Origin of the sequence: Thalassospira sp. MIT1004, assembly GCF_001858545.1 — a bacterium.
Lineage (GTDB): Bacteria > Pseudomonadota > Alphaproteobacteria > Rhodospirillales > Thalassospiraceae > Thalassospira > Thalassospira xiamenensis.
The window spans coordinates 58,985-75,006 of record NZ_MCAO01000047.1 but is presented as its reverse complement, the minus strand read 5'-3'; the positions used below and the strand labels follow the sequence as shown (position 1 = coordinate 75,006).

The window sequence follows — 16,022 nt, the reverse complement described above, 5'->3', positions numbered from 1 at the left end:
CCGTGAATGAGATCAGCAAAATTGCCCCGGTCGCAATCTGGGAAAACTTCCAGAAGCTTTGCGATACCCCACGCCCGTCGACCAAGGAAGAAGCCGTTTTACAGCTTCTGGAAAAGATGGCCGATGCCAAGGGTTTCGCCCATTTCCGCGACAGCGGCAGCAACCTTGTCATTTCCATTCCGGCCAAACCGGGGTTCGAGAATCGCAAGATGGTCATCCTTCAGGCCCATGTCGATATGGTGACCCAGGCCAATAGCGGATCGACCCACAATTTCGACACCGACCCGATCCGTATGATCATGGATGGTGAATGGATCACGGCCGACAATACCACTCTTGGTGCGGATAATGGCATCGGGGCGGCGGCCATGATGGGGTTCATGACCGAAGAAGGTCTTGAACATGGTTCGCTGGAACTGTTGTTCACGGTTGATGAGGAACGCGGCCTGACGGGTGCGATGAACCTTGAGCCGGGGCGGCTTAAGGGCGAAATCCTTCTGAACCTTGATACCGAAGACGAGTACGAGCTTTGTGTGGGGTGTGCCGGCGGTGGTGATCTGGTCGCGAGTTTTGCCTATACCCCCGAAGCGGTTGAAGGCGGGCAGGTCGCGCGTGAAATTGCCCTGACCGGGCTTAAGGGCGGCCATTCGGGCATTGATATCATTCTGGGCCTTGGCAATGCCAACAAGCTGATGGCGCGTTTCCTGCGCACGGCCATTCGTGATCTTGGTGCGCGGATTGTGACCATCAATGCTGGTACGGCGCGCAATGCGATCCCGCGGGAATCCTTTGCAACGGTTGTTTTGCCGTCCGACAAGGTATCGGCCTTTGATGGCGCGCTGAGCGCCTTTGCCGCCGAGGTCAAAGACGAGATCGGCGCGATTGAGCCGAATTTTGCCATCGCAGCCAAAGATGTCGCATTGCCAGCAAAAGCGATGAGTGTAGCGGATTCCAAACGTTTCAATAATGCGGTTGTCGGAGCACCGAACGGTGTGCACGCCATGAGCACCAGTGTTGAAGGTGTTGTTGAGACGTCGATCAATCTGGCGATTATCAAGCTGGCCGATGGCAAGGCGGATGTGACCCTTTCGGCGCGCAGTTCGATCAATTCGGCGCGTGATGCCCTGCGCGAGGTTGCGACATCGGTGTTTGAAAATATCGCTGCGACGGTGAAGTGGGGCGATGCCTATCCCGGTTGGAAGCCGAACGCGGATAGCGAAGTCGTCAATATGATGAAAGCGGTTCATCGCGACATGTTTGGCAAAGACCCTGAAATCCGGGTCATTCATGCCGGGCTTGAATGTGGTGTATTGGGCGCGAAATATCCTCACTGGGATATGGTTTCATTTGGCCCGACCATCAAACGCGCGCATAGCCCGGACGAATGCGTCCATGTGCCAAGTGTCCTGCGTTTCTGGGATTATCTTCTGGCGGCGCTGAAGGCGGTTCCGGTCAAGAACTGACCGGTTCCATCAGGCCATATCAAATGAGTTTCTGTTGCGACTGATCGTATCCGCGCTCAGTCGCAACTGTTTGTAGCGCACCATTCATCGCGGGCCTTGGCACCGCTTCCAGGAACCAGCGCATCCAGATTGACGAACCCTGTTTCGCCAAGGGCTGTTTCAATTTCAATCCAGAAATCCTCGCTTGGTCCGTCGACATAGACGGTTTCGAACCGTGCCAGACGCCGCATGACTGGATATTCGATGCCGGGGCCTTCGCGCATGTTCAGAAGATCACGGTCGATATAATAGGGATCGCGATCTTCGCCGATCAGCTTTTCGACGGATCGCGTCAGTTCGCTGGTCTTGTCGGCAACAAGTTGCGGGATGTCGTGACTGACAAAGCCTTGCCCCGGCCCAAACGCCACCAGCAAACAGAAAATGGCAACAAACAGCGGGCTTAGATGCAAAAGGGCATCGAGCATCCCGGCCTGTTTCCATTCGCTGCGGACCCGGCGAAGGGGTTTTCCGTCATCCAGACGCCGCAGATTGGCGCGGATCTGTTCGGCCAGCACCGACCGGTTGGTGCCGATGAAATCACTGGCTTGTAACAACACGGCCCGGGCAAGGGGTTTATTTCCGCTGCGTTCGAACGCGGTGGCCTGCGTGAACAGAAGTTTTGCATTGCCTTCTGCGGGCAGGGTGCCGCCGCGCATATTACCGATGATCGCGCGCCATGCCGGGATGAAGCTGCGCCAGCCCCAGAAACCGCGCAACCATGTTTTGAAACTGGCCTTAAGCGCCATGCGTTTTGCCCCTTTGGGAGCAAGGTTGGCGGTGATTTTTTCGATTTTCAGGGAATTGAGAAAACCGCGCACAATGGTGAATTCAACCATGCGGGGTTGGGCGGATACGACTTCTGTCACGGCACAGCGGACAAAACCGGCCTGATCGGGCTTTGCGCGTGCTTTTGCGTGGCGCTTGGCACCTGGATGGATGTTTGATTTGCGTGCCGCGTTGCGTTCCTGCTGCTGGCGATAGGCTTCGTTGGCGCGGGCAAAGCGTTCCTCTTCGCTTTCGTGGTTGGTTTCGGCCTTGCGCCCTGTACCGGCAAAGCCCTGACGGGTGCGTTGTTGCGAATTGGCGTTTTGGGCACCGGCGGCCTGTGGGCCATAGGGGCCGTTTTGCTGTTTGCCGGCTGTGCCATCATTTGTGCCGGTACCGTTTTTACCGTTACGTGATGGGTTTGGCGGTGCCTTGCGCGCACCGGTCAGGATTTCATAGGCTTCGGTGATGTCCTTGAATTTTTCCTCGGCATCGATATCTGTATTGCGATCGGGATGAAATTCAAAGGCAAGCTTGCGGTAGGCAAGCTTGATTTCCTTTGCGCTGGCGCCCGGCGCAATTTTCAGCAGGCGATAATAGATCCCGAGGTGATCCTGGCTCATTCGTGAAAAGGCATCCCGCACATAAACATTGTCCCGAAGCCGGGCAGGTTAAATCACATTCACTTTATATTCGTATCGATGCTGGGATCATATGATTGAAATCTTAACACGTTGTCACTTTTGCGTATTTGCCATATTTTGCAAGAATTGATCCGCTTATCTGCGAACCGCTTAGCGAGTATCCGCCTTGAAACTTAAATTCTGGCAACGCAATGCCGACCATGACGGCGATGTCCTTGATCACAATGGTGGTCATAGTGGTGATATGGCGGAATTCGTGATGCCCGAAGGTCACAGTCTGAGCCTTGCAACAAAGCTTCGTGCGCGTTGGCAGGGGTATGACAACCCGGTCGAATATTATCTTCTGCAAAAAGAAATCGATGATTACCGGGCGTGGCTTCATAAAATGCGCCTGTTTCTTGCCCGGCCGATTGAGCCGGAACTGGGCGAGCTTGACCTTGATGATGAAATCGGTCGCTGGCCACCGGAACGAATCAAACTTTATGCCAAGCTGTTTGATCGCGGCATCATGATCCCGGGTGGTCATGATTATGCCTTGGAACTGGCAAAGCCGCTTGCACTTGACGAGACGCTGAGCTGCCTTGAAATCGGGGCGAAGCTTGGCGGGGTTGCGCGTTTGCTTGCCGATAAGCTTGGTGTCTGGGTAACTGCCTACGAGCGGGATGGCGAACTGGCGTTGCTGGGGATGGAGCGGTCCGTGCAGGCCGGAGTTCAGAAAAAAGTCCCGGTGCAGGCCTTTGATCCGGCCAACCCCGATTTGCGCAAAGCCTATTTCAACGTGGTTTATTCGTTTGGCGATCTTTTCCACATCGAAAAAAAGGATGTCTTGCTGGTCTCGGTGGCGGAAACGCTGCGTGATCACGGCCAGATATTGTTGACCGACTATGTTCTGACGTCCGAGGGTCACGAAGATGAGGTGGCCAATTGGGCAAAGTACGAAGACTTCAAACCGTTTCCATGGACGGCTGACCAATACAAAAAGGTGTTGGGTAAGCTGAAATTCGATATCCGTATCGCCAAAGACGAGACGGATGTGCATGTCAGTCAGATCAAGGCCGCCTGGATGGCGATGCTGGCAGATATCCAGAACAGCGGTTTGGACCCGGATGTGCTGACATATCTGGTGCCAGAGATGGAAATGTGGATGAATCGCGTAAAAATGCTTGAAAACGGAACGCTAGCCTTTTATCGGTTCTACGCAACGATCAGGTGATTGCCCTGTTTCATGTCTACGGCGGGCGACGAAGGAATGGACTTTGTCTGGAATTCTGTCGCTGCAACCTGTTTTAGGTGTTGACAGGGGCTGGGTGTACTTCTATTTTCCGGCTTCCTCGAAGGGGCCAAGTTTCTAAGGTTTACTATTATGAAGATCCGGAACTCATTGAAATCCGCGAAGCTGCGGGAAAAAGGCTGCCGTATCGTGCGCCGCCGTGGCCGCGTATACGTGATCAATAAAAAGAACCCGCGTTTCAAGGCGCGCCAGGGTTAATTCCCGGTACCTTGTTCTCTCAGGTTTTACAAAACGCCGCATCGGTTTATCCAATGCGGCGTTTTGTGTTTTGCGGCTTGCCAACCCTTTTCTTAATCAATGCCATCTATCGGAATGGTATAGACAGCGGTTGTTTCGCTGCGTCCGCGCAGCAGAATTTCATCGGCAAGACGGGCCTGTGACGGGTCTGAAAGCTGATCGAATGTGGTGCTTGCGATCAGGATGCGTGTGCCCAGTTCCTTGTTCTTGGCTTCCAGTCTGGCTGCACTGTTGACCGCATCGCCATGCACGGTAAATGTCAGCCGATCCGGCGCCCCGACATTGCCCGCCACCAGCAGGCCGGTATTGATCCCGCATCGACAGCGCAGTTCTTCGCCGTCAAACAGATCATTGTGAACCAACTTTTGCAGGGCGACTGCCGTTTGTACCGCCGCATCGGCGTGATCGGGCACTTCGTCAAAGGCATTGAACACGGCAAGGATGGCATCGCCCTGAAACTGGGTAATGATGCCGCCATTTTGTTCGATGATTGCCGTTGCCTTGGCAAAATAGGCGTTCAGGATGGTGACGATCCGCTGCGGGGCGATCTTTTCGCTTAGGGTCGTAAAGCCGACCAGATCGACAAACAGGATGGATGCCTCGCACTGGCGGGATTGGATATTGCCGGTGTCATCGTCAGAGGCCAGTAATTGCTGGGCGATGGCCGTTGGCAGGAATTTGCCAAACAGCCGTCCGATGCGTTCGCGGTCACGCAGGGTGATGGCCATATTGTTGAATGATCGTGATGCATCGTTAAATTCGATGATATGGCTGCCGGGTAGGATCGGCAGATCGTCAAGCATGCCGGTTTCAAGTTGCCTTGTTGCGGCTGAGAACCGTTTCAGCGGGCGCGTGAAATAATGCGCGATCATGACGGCCAGTATGATCGCAAGAACCATGATTGCCGTTCCGATCAGTGTCGCGAGCTTCAGGCGTTCCCATTCGCGGGTAAAAACGGTCGGATCAAAATGCATGCCCATTACAATTGGAAGACCTGCCGATTCTTCAAATTTCCGGGTGATGATAACGTGGTATCCGCCCGCGGTTTCGAGTGCCGAGGCCGTCGAGCCATTGGTTCCATCAGGTGTTCGGCCGTCGTTGAAATCAAATGTCTGCCACTGGTCCATCTGTGCAAGAACCGGATCGGCAAGGTCGTCGATACGGGGCAGGACGCCAAGAACATCATCGGTTCCAATATTTGCGGGCGGGTGCAACTGGTGCCAGTCGGGCAGGGCGGGATGGGCAATGACATGATCATTGACGATGACAAATGGCGTGCGTCCGGCCTCTGTCGGATCCGTTTTCAGATCGCGTGAAAAATCGCCAAGTGATACAAGCTGCACAAGCGATCCGATATATTCCCCCCTTTGAAACAGCGGGATCATTTCGGTGATCACGACCTGATTGACCAGGCTGTTCCAGCGTGGAAACTGCGTGATGCTTTGGCCCGGGCCAAAGGCGATCAGGGATCGGGCGATGATGTCTTCCTGGGGATCGGCCTGGCGCGAGACAGTCCTGTCCGTCTTTGCGTCGTACCACCGGAAACGACCATCGGGCATCAGAATCCCGATGGCGGTCACATCGCGTTCATTGGTCACAAGGGCCGCCAGGGTATTGTCCCAGATGGCAGTGTCATCGGGTGAAAGATCGCCATTTGCCACTTCGCGGGCGACCCAGATATTGCGGCGTTGCATCCGTTCGATCCGGTTGCGCATGGCATTTTGCGCGTCTTTCAGGTCGGCATGGGTCATTGCAATCCATAGATTGCGGGTGTTGTCATAAGCCGTATCAAGGCCAAGGCGAAGTGCAAGCCCCACACCGAGTACGCTGGTCATAAAAAACGCGCCCAGCAATACGCCAAGTATCGAAAAACGCCCCCTGCGTTTGGTCATCATATTCCCCGTATGCCCCCAATGGCCCGGTTTGTTTTTCCGGGTTATCGGCAAAGCTTACTGATGATTGAACGCAATGAAAAGCATATCGCGCGGGTCAATTCCGGCAGGTATAGATTAGAGTTTCGGTATGACGGCCACGCAACTGGATTTGTCCGGCTTTTACCACCCGCTCGGGATCGGAAAGGAGATCGCGGGTGCTGTCTGATAGAAGGATGCGGGTTCCCAGTTCCTTGTTTTCCCGTTCAAGCCGCGACGCGGTGTTCACGGCATCGCCGTGCACGGTAAAGGACAGGCGGGCACTTGCACCGACATTCCCGGCGATCATGCGCCCGGTATTCACCCCGCAGCGGCAATGAATGGAAAGTCCGTCAAACTGGCGGGTTTCGACGGCATGCTGAATGGCGAGGGCCGAATCAAGGGCCGCATCGGCATGGTCATGCAATTCATCAAAGGCGTTAAATACCGCAAGAATTGCGTCACCCTGGAACTGGGTAATGATGCCACCATGTTCTTCGATAATACCGGTTGCACAGTCGAAATAGGCGTTCAGCATCGAAATGATCTGTTGCGGTTCGAGTTCTTCGCACAGGGTTGTAAAGCTCTCGATATCGACAAACAGGACAGTTGCCTCGCACTGCTGCGGCGGAAGAACCCCGGAATCGGTTCCCGATGCCAGAAGTTTGCGGGCAATGGAGGCCGGCAGGAATTTACCAAACAGGCTGCTGATCCGTTCGCGGTCATGGACGGCCTTGATCATGTGATTGAATGATCGTGCGGCATCATCATATTCGCGAATACGGCTGCCTTTAAGGTCGGGGAAATCGTGGTTTTCGATGCCATCTTCCTCAAATGCCCGGGCGGCAGCGGAAAAACGGCGGATCGGTTTGGTAAAGTGACGGGCAATGATCACGGCAACGATGATCGATAGCAACAAAACAGTCCCGCCCATCACCGATGCCAGAACCAGCCTGTTCCATTCGTCATCAAACAGTTCTTCTTCGAAATGGATCCCGATGATGATCGGCGAGAAGGGGGTATTCATCATCTGTTTGGTGACGATCATCGAATAGCGGCCATCAAGATCAAGGCCGGACAGGCGAAGGTTTTTGGCTTCGGGGCGTTTTTTGCTTTCATCGCCAATATCAATGGACTCGGACTTGCCGATATTGGCCAGAACCGGATCACCGATATCATTGATCGTCGGAAGGGGAATAGGGCTGCGTGCGATATCCGCGCCATTTACCAGTGCAGATGCAGCACTATCGCCCCATTCACGAAGACGTGGATGGGCCATGACACGGTTTCCGGCGATCAGGATAAACGGAACACCCGGCAAGTCCTCGCGCCCACGGATAAGGCTGTTGGACAGGTTTGACAGTGACAGATACTGGATGAATGTTCCGACGTAGCGACCGTCCGCAAACAATGGAATCCAATCAGCAATCACTGTCTGCTTGAAATAGGGGTCCCATCGTGGAAAACCGGTGTGATTAGCCGTTGGTCCACGCAAATGCGCCAGTTCTGAAAAAATAACATCATCGCTGGGCAATGTACGGCGGATTTCGCTCATATTTTCGGGATTATAGCCGATAAACTGGCGGTCGCCGGTAATCAGACCATAGGCCATCACATCGATTTGCGATGCCGAAAGTGCGCGCATCGCATTGTTCCAGCCATACTGAAAGCTTGGATCCAGAGCGCCACTTGCCACCTGATCGGCGACCCAGACCGCACGTTTACCCACATTGTCCATCCGTTCATGCATGGTTCGCTGGACCGATGTCAGGTCCAGATCGCTAAGCATGACCCAAAGGTTGCGGGTGTTTTGATAGGCGGCCCCAAGTCCGACATAAAGGGCAATACCGACACCAAGAATGCTGGTGACAGAAAACCCGGCAAGCAGAACAGTCAGGACGGAATATCTGCGTTTTTCAGCCAATTTTTTGAAAATTCCCGAACAGAGGCTCCCCAACCCGGGGGCAGTTTATCGTCTATCAAATTTCGTGGAAAGGATGATTGAGCTTGCCGTGCGTTTAATTCCGGGCAAGGCCCCGATTTGATCAAGAACGGTGTCAAGTTCTTCGGATGTGTCGGCGGCAATTTCGGCGATCAGGTCATATTCACCGGAAATCGCAAGGCACCGAATGCAGTGGGTTATTTTCTGAAGCGCGCCGACCACCCCGGCAGACTGTTTCTGTTCGACCTGTATCATGACTTCGGCAAGCAAAAGCGCACGTGCTTGTTCGCCAAGCTGTATTGTGTATCCGGTTATGATCTTTGCCTTTTCAAGGCGTTCAAGGCGTTCCTGAACAGCACTTCGTGACAGATCGACATCACGCGCAAGGGCCGCAATCGGGGTGCGGGCGTTTTGTTGCAGCCGGGCGATCAGGCGGCGATCAATGTCATCAATGTTGCGTTTCATCGGTGTAGCCCGTGATTTTAACGGTTAAATCATGAGAAATGACAGTATCGCCGGGTTGTAACCGGCAGTCCAGCGGAAGACCATCAAGACAGCATAACAATAACGTTATCAGGGCCGTAATCAGGCAGGGCCACGCATCATATGCGGTCAAAGGCGTCAAAATGGGAGTTTGCTGAAATGAAAAAAGTTCTGATCCTTGGAGCAGGAAAAATCGGTCGTATTGCGGCTGTCATGCTGCGTGAAAGTGGCGAATATGCGGTGACGCTGGCGGATTCCAACGGGCATATGCTTGAAATTTGTGCCAAGGATGATGCGGCAACGCTGGTCAAGGTTGATGTCACCGACGAGGCGGCATTGACGGATGTGGCCAAAGGCCATGATGCAATCCTGTCGACCTGTCCGTTTTACCTTAATGTCGCGATTGCGCGTGTGGCGCGCAGTGTTGGCGCATCTTATTTTGATGTCACCGAAGATGTTGAAACCACCCGTGCCATTCGTGATATTGCCAAGGATGCCGATGGGGCGTTTGTGCCGCAATGTGGTTTGGCACCCGGCTTTATTTCAATCGCGGCCCACGATCTTTTCAAGCGGTTTGATAGCGTTCAGAACCTGCGTCTTCGTGTCGGTGCCCTGCCGCAAAACCCGACCAACCGGTTGAAATACAACCTGACATGGTCGACAGATGGTCTGATCAACGAATATCTGAACCCGTGCGAAGCCATCCATAAAGGCAAGCGGATCGAGGTTCTGCCGCTTGAAGGATATGAGCGTTTCACCATCGATGGCACCGAATACGAGGCATTCAATACATCGGGCGGGGTCGGTGCGCTTTGTGACATGCTGGAAGGCAAGGTCGAAAACCTTGACTACAAGACCGTGCGTTACCCCGGGCATCAGGAAATCCTGAAAATCCTGATCGAAGACCTTGGGCTTGGCAAGCGCCCCGATCTGATGAAGGAGATCTTTGAAAAGTCGCTACCGATCACAAGTCAGGACGTGATCGTGATTTTTGCCGATGCAATTGGTACCCGCGATGGCGAGCTTTGCGAGGAAAACTTTATCCGCAAGGTTCATGGCACGGCAATCGGTGGCAGGAACTGGTCGGCGATCCAGATCACGACGTCGGCCGGGCTTTGTGCGGTGATGGATATGGTCCTGACCGGCAAACTGGCGGGCAAGGGATATATCCGGCAGGAACAGGTTTCGCTCGATGATTTCCTTGCCAACCGTTTCGGCCGTTACTTCAGCCACGAGGGTTGATGAATAACCCCCACATCATGCTTTTTGGCATGATGACAAACTTTGCCATCCGGTCTTGTCAGGCCGGGTGGTTTTTTGTGTGTGCTTGCCATAGTCAGAGCCCATATTTTGTGGCAAAGACGTGGTTTGTTAACGCTTGGTGCCTATGGTGGCGCATTAAACAAACTCTCGGGTGGCGATACGATCCTTGTCTGATCTTGGCGAGATGTTCCGGTTTGCAATCGACCTGTTTGAAACGGGTCAACTGGCGGAGGCAGAAAGCGCCTGCCGCAAGATGACGCTTGCCTATCCGCAGGCGGCAGAAGCCATGCATCTGGCCGGCCTGGTGGCGATGAAACAGGGCAATGGTGATATTGCTGCCGAACGCATGGGCCGGGCTGCAATCGCGGACGCCAATAACGCCGAAATCCAGCACGACCATGCGCAGGCGTTAAAGGCGGTCGGAAAATTGCGCGAAGCCGTTGGTGCGTTCAAGCGCGCGATTCGCCTATGCCCCGATTCCCCCGCACTTTATTGCAATATCGCCAATACCTATCGCCAGCTTGATGAACTTGAACTGGCGCATGAAAATTACATGCTGGCTCTTCGACTGGCACCCGATGTTGCCGAAATTCATGCCAATCTTGGGGCATGCCAGTATGCCATGGGGGATATCGCCGGGGCGGAGGCATCCTGCACAACCGCGCTCAGGCTGCGTGATGATATCGTCAATGCACTTGTGCTTATGGGGCAGATCCGGCTTGATCAGGGACGAACGGTTTCGGCATCCGAACCCCTTTTGCGCGCCCTTGAATTGCAACCGGGACATCAGCGCGCCCTGACGGCTTATGGCGATGCGCTTTTCCGACTGGGACAGTTTGCCGGGGCGCTGCATTGCCTGCGTCAGGTTCTGGCACTTGATCCGCAGGATGCCGGGGCGCGGCGGACGCTTGCACTGTTGTATTTGCGAACCGGGCAGGGGACCGAGGCGATTGGTGCGCTTGAAGCACTTTTGCATGCAAATCCCAACGATCCCGAACTTCTTTTGATGATGGGCGAGGCATTAAGCCTTGCCGGACGTCACAGCGAAGCCGTCGAGCGATTTGGGGCGTCGATTGGTGCGGGTGGTGGCGATGACGCCGTGTTCCGTCTTGCGGTCGAACTGGCGGAAGAAGGCGACGCGGCATCGGCCCAATCGGTTTTGCAGAACGCCATTGATCGCAAGATTGCGATTGGGGAAAATACGGCGTTGTTCCGAACGGCCCGCCGATTGCTGTTTGCGCCTGTTCCGGCCGATCTGGCAGCCCAGAATGACGAAGTTGTTCGTGATCTTCTCGACGATACGCTTGATGACGATGATCTTGACCTTGATCTTGGCCAAAGTGACCTGATCGATCCGATTACCCTGACACGGTTCCCGCCAGTGTGGCGTGCGGCCCTTCGTCCCGAAGGCGATGCACAATTGCGTGCAGTTGGTCATTATTGGGAACGGCTGGTTTCAGGTTATGACGTGCCTCATGTTGCGGCGCGAACCCGGCCAAAGGGTGGCAAGGTCCGGCTTGGCGTTGTATCGGCCAATATGCGCGATAATGGTATTGGTCGATGGATTGCGGGGCTGGTCCGTGCGATTGACCGGGACCGTTTTGATATTACGGTTATCCGCCCGCCACTGGGCGAGGATGACATTACCGCCCGCATCGACGCCGAGGCCGATCTGGTGGTGCCATTGCCGCTTGATCCGTTGCATTCGGCGCGCGTGATTGCGGGCCTTGACCTTGACGTTTTGCATTATGCCGATCCACAGGCCGATGCTTATACGATGTTGCTGGCAAGCTGGCGTCTGGCACCGTTGCAAATTGCCGGTGGCGGGATTGCCGCGACGACCGGGCTTGCAAATATTGACTGCCACCTGATTGCCGAGGATTGGGAAACCGCGGGCGGTGAAACCCGCTTTAGCGAGGAATTGATCCGTCTGCCCGGATTGTTTGTCAATGCAACACGGCCTGATGAGATCACCTTGTCGCCGGGCGATTTGCAGCGCCGCTGGCGGATTGATCAGGATCGGAATACCTATCTTTGCCCGCAGCCGCTTGATGTTCTGACGGCTGATTTTGATCCGCTGATTGCCGAAATCCTTCGTCTTGATGAAACCGCCGAACTTTTGCTGATCGCACCGGAACGCGATAGCTGGGACGCGGCATGGGGGCGGCGGTTTGCTCTTAACTATGCCGATGTCGCCGGACGCATGCGGTTTGTTTCGGTGCATAGTCGTGCAGATCTTCATTCCCTGCTGTGTGCGGTGGATGTGGTTCTTGAAAGTCCGGCATGGAACGATGCGATGCTGGCGTTTGACTGCCTTGGTCTTGGTGTGCCGCTGGTGACCTTGCCGGGCAAGGGCGCACGCTCACGGCGTAGCCATACCTGCTATCGCCAGATTTCGGTTTTTGATTGCGTTGCCTATCATTCGGCGGATTACGTTGAAACCGCCCTGACACTGGCAACAGATAAAAGGCGACGTTCGGTGGTTTCACAGGCTATTCGCAATCGTGCCCATGTCCTGTTTGGGCAACGGTCATCGTTTGAAACCTATATGAACTTCCTTGAAGATCGCGCCGTTTGATAAGCCTGTTGATCACTGCGCAAAAAGCCGGGCTATTGCGTTGTCTGTCGTGCGATCAGCTAAGCGCGTCGATATCGGCTTCTGACAGGGCTGCGGGCACAATGGTCAATGGCAGGCGTAATTGACCGACCACATCCCGGTTGGTCAATGCGGTGATCAGTGGGCCGGGGCCATCACTGTTGGTGCCAGCGGCCAGAACCAGAATGGAAATCTGTTCTTCTTCGTCGAGCAAATTCAGAAGTTCGTCTTTCAGGCGTCCTTCGCGAATGAACAGAAGTGGCATGGAGCCGGTCTGTTCATGGACATAGGCGGCCAGTTCGTTGACGCGTGTTTCTGCATTTTCGCGCGCTTCTTCCTGCATCAGATCGCCAACAGCCATCCAGTGCTGGAATTCAGCAGGTTGAATGACGCTTAGCAGTGCGACACGCCCCCCGGTATGCTGTGCACGGCGACAGGCATAGCGAAGCGCTTTGGTCATTTCGTCACTATCGTCGACCACAACAAGGAACGTGCGATCCGTGGTGGCAGCGCGCAGTTCGCGGTCGGCATCAAATGAATTCATGTCGTCCTGTCCTGAATAAAATGGGTTCCGGGGTGAATGGTCGCCAACGTGCGGGGCGGGGCGCAACCATACCGGACAGACAAAGTTTGCCGTAATTCAAGGCCGGTTTCCAAGCTATTTTTCAAGCATTCCGACAAAGAAAATATCTTTACGCAACTGCAAAACGCGATGGTGCATGTGCGAAAATCATCAAAGGAAGATGTAAGGTGTGCAATCGTTCAATTGGAGATTGGGGGGCGGATCAGCGTTTCCGGAAGGCGACGCTTGCGATCCAGCCGGCACCGATCGCAATGATGACAGCGATGATGCCATAAAGTGCCGAATAACGATGTGCGAAGTCATAAACTTCTGCGCTTACACCGGTTTTTGATACGACCAGCGGCGTTGTTTTAACGCTGGCAATGCGTCCGTCACGGATCAGATAGACATTGATGGTGTAGGTGCCGGTCGGGGTATTGGCCGGAAAATGGATATCGGTCCGGAAAAGCTGATTGGACAGGAAGCTGATTTTGGCCGGGCGCTGGTTGAAAAGGCCGGCCGCGCGCATGTTGCGCAGCAGGGCATCTCGATAATCGCTGCTGTTGCGATCCTTGTCGTCTATTTCAGTGACAAAGCGTTGATGTTCAAGCCCGATACGGTAATCGTTGTAAAGCTGGGAATTGGCGATGATTTCCATCGGCCGGTTCGACGCGCTGGCATAATAGGCGGGCACATTGCGGAATGTGGCGCTTTCGCTGTTGACCCAGATGCCAACTTTCCGTTCCTTGCGCCGCACGACCATATCCTGATCGGGACCCTTGACCGTCACGATCACATCGCCTTCGCTTTGCACGGCACCAAACAACAGAACATTGGTGCCGGTAAAGCCGGTGGTAATGGCGACCAGGTGGTTGGAAAGATCGACTACCAGTGCTTCGGCGCGCGCGCGTTCAGGCAGGGCCACGGCCAGCACCGCAGCAACGGCAAGCAGTGTGTGGATGATCGCGCCCGATTTGTGCATTACAAATTCTCCGGCGCGACGGAATACAGTTCGGTCGGCGTGATCACCAGATCGAACAGAAGTTTCAGGCAAACCGAAAGTACCAGAAGCCCCAGCATTGCGCGCAAATGCTCTGCCTTAAGCCGCGATCCGAATTGCGCGCCAAATTGCGCCCCGATGACCCCGCCAATCAAAAGAAGGATGGCAAGGGCGACATCGACGGTCTGTGTCTGGATTGATTGCAGGAAGGTGACGTTTGCTGTCACGAAAATGATCTGGAACAGCGACGTCCCGATAACGACACTGGTCGGCATGCCGAGGATATAGATCATGGCCGGAACCATGACAAACCCGCCACCAACCCCCATCAGAGCCGTCAATAATCCGACAAAGAGCCCGACAAGAAGCGGCAGTAATGCGCTGATATAAAGGCCCGAGCGATAAAACCGCATTTTAAATGGAAGGCCATGCACGAAGCTGTGCTGGTGCTTTTTGGTGCGGCGGAGCTGCCCGCCGCGGCGTCGGGTACGGAAAATGGCGCGCGATGCTTCGATCAGCATCATACCGCCAATGATCCCCAAAAAGATCACATAGCAAAGCGAAATGACCAGATCGATCTGGCCCAGGGAACGCAACCATGCAAAGACCCAAACCCCGGCGGTCGATCCGGCAATACCACCCGCAAGCAGCACGAGGCCCATTTTAAGGTCGACATTGCCGCGTCGCCAATGGGCAAAAACCCCGGAAACAGAGGATGCTACGATCTGGTTTGCCGCGGTGGCAACCGATACTGCGGGGGGGATTCCGTAAAAAATCAAAAGCGGCGTGATCAGAAATCCGCCGCCAACGCCGAACAATCCGGACAAAAATCCGACGCCGCCGCCAAGCCCCAATATCAGAAAAATGTTTACCGACATCTCGGCAATAGGCAGATAGATTTGCATTGCGGGCGGGCATCAGCGTTTGATTGATTCTGGAAAATCAGTCTAACATATTGTGCAAATGCAACAATCGCCAATTCACGGATTGGCGATGATTATCCCGATTTTTATAAGGTTTTTCATGTCGTTTACTCCAGAAGACCCTTTCGACCTTGTTCTTGATGCCCGTGGACTGATTTGTCCGATGCCAGTACTGAAGGCAAAGAAGGCGTTGCGCGATGTGCCGGTAGGCGGCGTTCTAAAGGTTTTGGCGACTGATCCGGGATCGGTTGCAGATATGAAATCCTTTTGCGATATGACAGGAAACCGCCTGTTGTCATCGACACAAGAGGATGATGTGTTTATCTATCATATCGAGAATCTGGCCGCGAAATAACCACAAGAACCGCGCCCGCCACGTCCGGAAATGAAAGTTGCCGCCATGTCCGCTTCATCATCACCCCTGCAATGGGTTCATTGTGCCTTTGACGATATGACGCCGCGTCTGGTCCATGACCTTTTTCAATTACGGCAACAGATTTTCATCATCGAACAGGAATGTCTTTTTCCCGATATCGATGGATTGGACCCGATTTGTCAGCATGTTCTGGGATTACTTGATGGCAGGGTGGTGGCAGCCGCGCGCATTGTGGCACCGGGTATTGACCCCGATCATTCCGCACAGGGGCAACATCCTGCAATCGGGCGTGTCGTTGCCAGCCCGGATTTGCGCGGGCAGGGGATCGGCCGTAAACTGATGTTGCAGGCCATTGCATCCTGCGAGGACAGCTTTGCGGGTAAGGGCATTTTTCTGAATGCCCAGCTGTATCTTAAAAACTTCTACGAGGGGCTTGGCTTCATCCAGTTCGGTGAGGCATTCTATGAAGATGGAATCGCCCACATATCAATGCTGCGTTCGGCCTGATCGCGGGCGGGTATGGCTGAT

The 16,022-nt window shown here is 54.4% G+C and carries 14 protein-coding genes; 7 read left to right on the top strand and 7 right to left on the bottom strand.

The window, feature by feature from the left end; translation table 11 throughout:
• Positions 1 to 2 precede the first annotated feature (2 nt).
• The gene (locus BC440_RS21400) at positions 3 to 1,463 is read left to right on the top strand and encodes an aminoacyl-histidine dipeptidase (RefSeq protein ID WP_071241323.1); all 1,461 of its coding nucleotides are present in this window, start codon (positions 3 to 5) and stop codon (positions 1,461 to 1,463) included.
• 56 nt (positions 1,464 to 1,519) lie between these two features.
• Here the strand turns inward: BC440_RS21400 and BC440_RS21395 are convergent, their stop codons facing one another.
• Positions 1,520 to 2,890 carry a DnaJ domain-containing protein gene (locus tag BC440_RS21395; RefSeq protein ID WP_071241322.1) on the bottom strand — a complete coding sequence of 457 codons (1,371 nt, stop codon included), beginning with the start codon at positions 2,888 to 2,890 and terminating at the stop codon, positions 1,520 to 1,522.
• A 187-nt stretch (positions 2,891 to 3,077) separates the two neighbouring features.
• Between BC440_RS21395 and BC440_RS21390 the strand changes: the two genes are divergently transcribed.
• Together BC440_RS21390 and ykgO are read left to right on the top strand one after the other, a co-directional pair.
• Entirely contained in the window at positions 3,078 to 4,124 is a 1,047-nt protein-coding gene (locus BC440_RS21390) for a methyltransferase domain-containing protein (RefSeq protein ID WP_071241321.1), read from the top strand.
• Positions 4,125 to 4,274: 150 nt separating this feature from the next.
• Entirely contained in the window at positions 4,275 to 4,400 is a 126-nt protein-coding gene (ykgO, locus tag BC440_RS21385) for a type B 50S ribosomal protein L36 (protein ID WP_007090004.1), read from the top strand.
• 92 nt (positions 4,401 to 4,492) lie between these two features.
• Here the strand turns inward: ykgO and BC440_RS21380 are convergent, their stop codons facing one another.
• The 3 genes from BC440_RS21380 to BC440_RS21370 form a co-directional block, all read right to left on the bottom strand.
• Positions 4,493 to 6,274, bottom strand: a complete 1,782-nt coding sequence (locus tag BC440_RS21380) for an adenylate/guanylate cyclase domain-containing protein (protein ID WP_175484518.1) — start codon at positions 6,272 to 6,274, stop codon at positions 4,493 to 4,495.
• A 154-nt stretch (positions 6,275 to 6,428) separates the two neighbouring features.
• Positions 6,429 to 8,273 carry an adenylate/guanylate cyclase domain-containing protein gene (locus BC440_RS21375; protein WP_071241320.1) on the bottom strand — a complete coding sequence of 615 codons (1,845 nt, stop codon included), beginning with the start codon at positions 8,271 to 8,273 and terminating at the stop codon, positions 6,429 to 6,431.
• Positions 8,274 to 8,318: 45 nt separating this feature from the next.
• Positions 8,319 to 8,756: an Lrp/AsnC family transcriptional regulator gene (locus BC440_RS21370; protein WP_071241319.1), complete on the bottom strand. Its 438-nt coding sequence runs from the start codon at positions 8,754 to 8,756 to the stop codon at positions 8,319 to 8,321.
• A gap of 177 nt (positions 8,757 to 8,933) precedes the next feature.
• Between BC440_RS21370 and BC440_RS21365 the strand changes: the two genes are divergently transcribed.
• On the top strand, positions 8,934 to 10,016 hold the full coding sequence (locus BC440_RS21365; protein WP_071241443.1) for a saccharopine dehydrogenase C-terminal domain-containing protein: 1,083 nt from the start codon (positions 8,934 to 8,936) through the stop codon (positions 10,014 to 10,016).
• 172 nt (positions 10,017 to 10,188) lie between these two features.
• Positions 10,189 to 12,615, top strand: a complete 2,427-nt coding sequence (locus BC440_RS21360) for a tetratricopeptide repeat protein (protein WP_247643638.1) — start codon at positions 10,189 to 10,191, stop codon at positions 12,613 to 12,615.
• A gap of 55 nt (positions 12,616 to 12,670) precedes the next feature.
• Here BC440_RS21360 and BC440_RS21355 read toward each other — a convergent pair whose 3' ends face one another.
• From BC440_RS21355 to BC440_RS21345, 3 genes are all read right to left on the bottom strand, one after another.
• Complete coding sequence (locus tag BC440_RS21355) at positions 12,671 to 13,177, bottom strand: universal stress protein (RefSeq protein ID WP_037988523.1); 507 nt, start codon at positions 13,175 to 13,177, stop codon at positions 12,671 to 12,673.
• 241 nt (positions 13,178 to 13,418) lie between these two features.
• Positions 13,419 to 14,177 (bottom strand): TIGR02186 family protein, encoded by a 759-nt coding sequence (locus tag BC440_RS21350; RefSeq protein WP_037988521.1) that lies wholly within the window; start codon positions 14,175 to 14,177, stop codon positions 13,419 to 13,421.
• Positions 14,177 to 15,100: a sulfite exporter TauE/SafE family protein gene (locus BC440_RS21345; protein ID WP_007089996.1), complete on the bottom strand. Its 924-nt coding sequence runs from the start codon at positions 15,098 to 15,100 to the stop codon at positions 14,177 to 14,179. The genes BC440_RS21350 and BC440_RS21345 overlap by 1 nt, the downstream gene beginning before the upstream one ends.
• Before the next feature lie 88 nt (positions 15,101 to 15,188).
• Between BC440_RS21345 and BC440_RS21340 the strand changes: the two genes are divergently transcribed.
• The gene (locus BC440_RS21340) at positions 15,189 to 15,473 is read left to right on the top strand and encodes a sulfurtransferase TusA family protein (protein ID WP_083379468.1); all 285 of its coding nucleotides are present in this window, start codon (positions 15,189 to 15,191) and stop codon (positions 15,471 to 15,473) included.
• Positions 15,474 to 15,518: 45 nt separating this feature from the next.
• Complete coding sequence (locus tag BC440_RS21335) at positions 15,519 to 16,001, top strand: GNAT family N-acetyltransferase (protein ID WP_065702201.1); 483 nt, start codon at positions 15,519 to 15,521, stop codon at positions 15,999 to 16,001.
• Positions 16,002 to 16,022 lie beyond the last annotated feature (21 nt).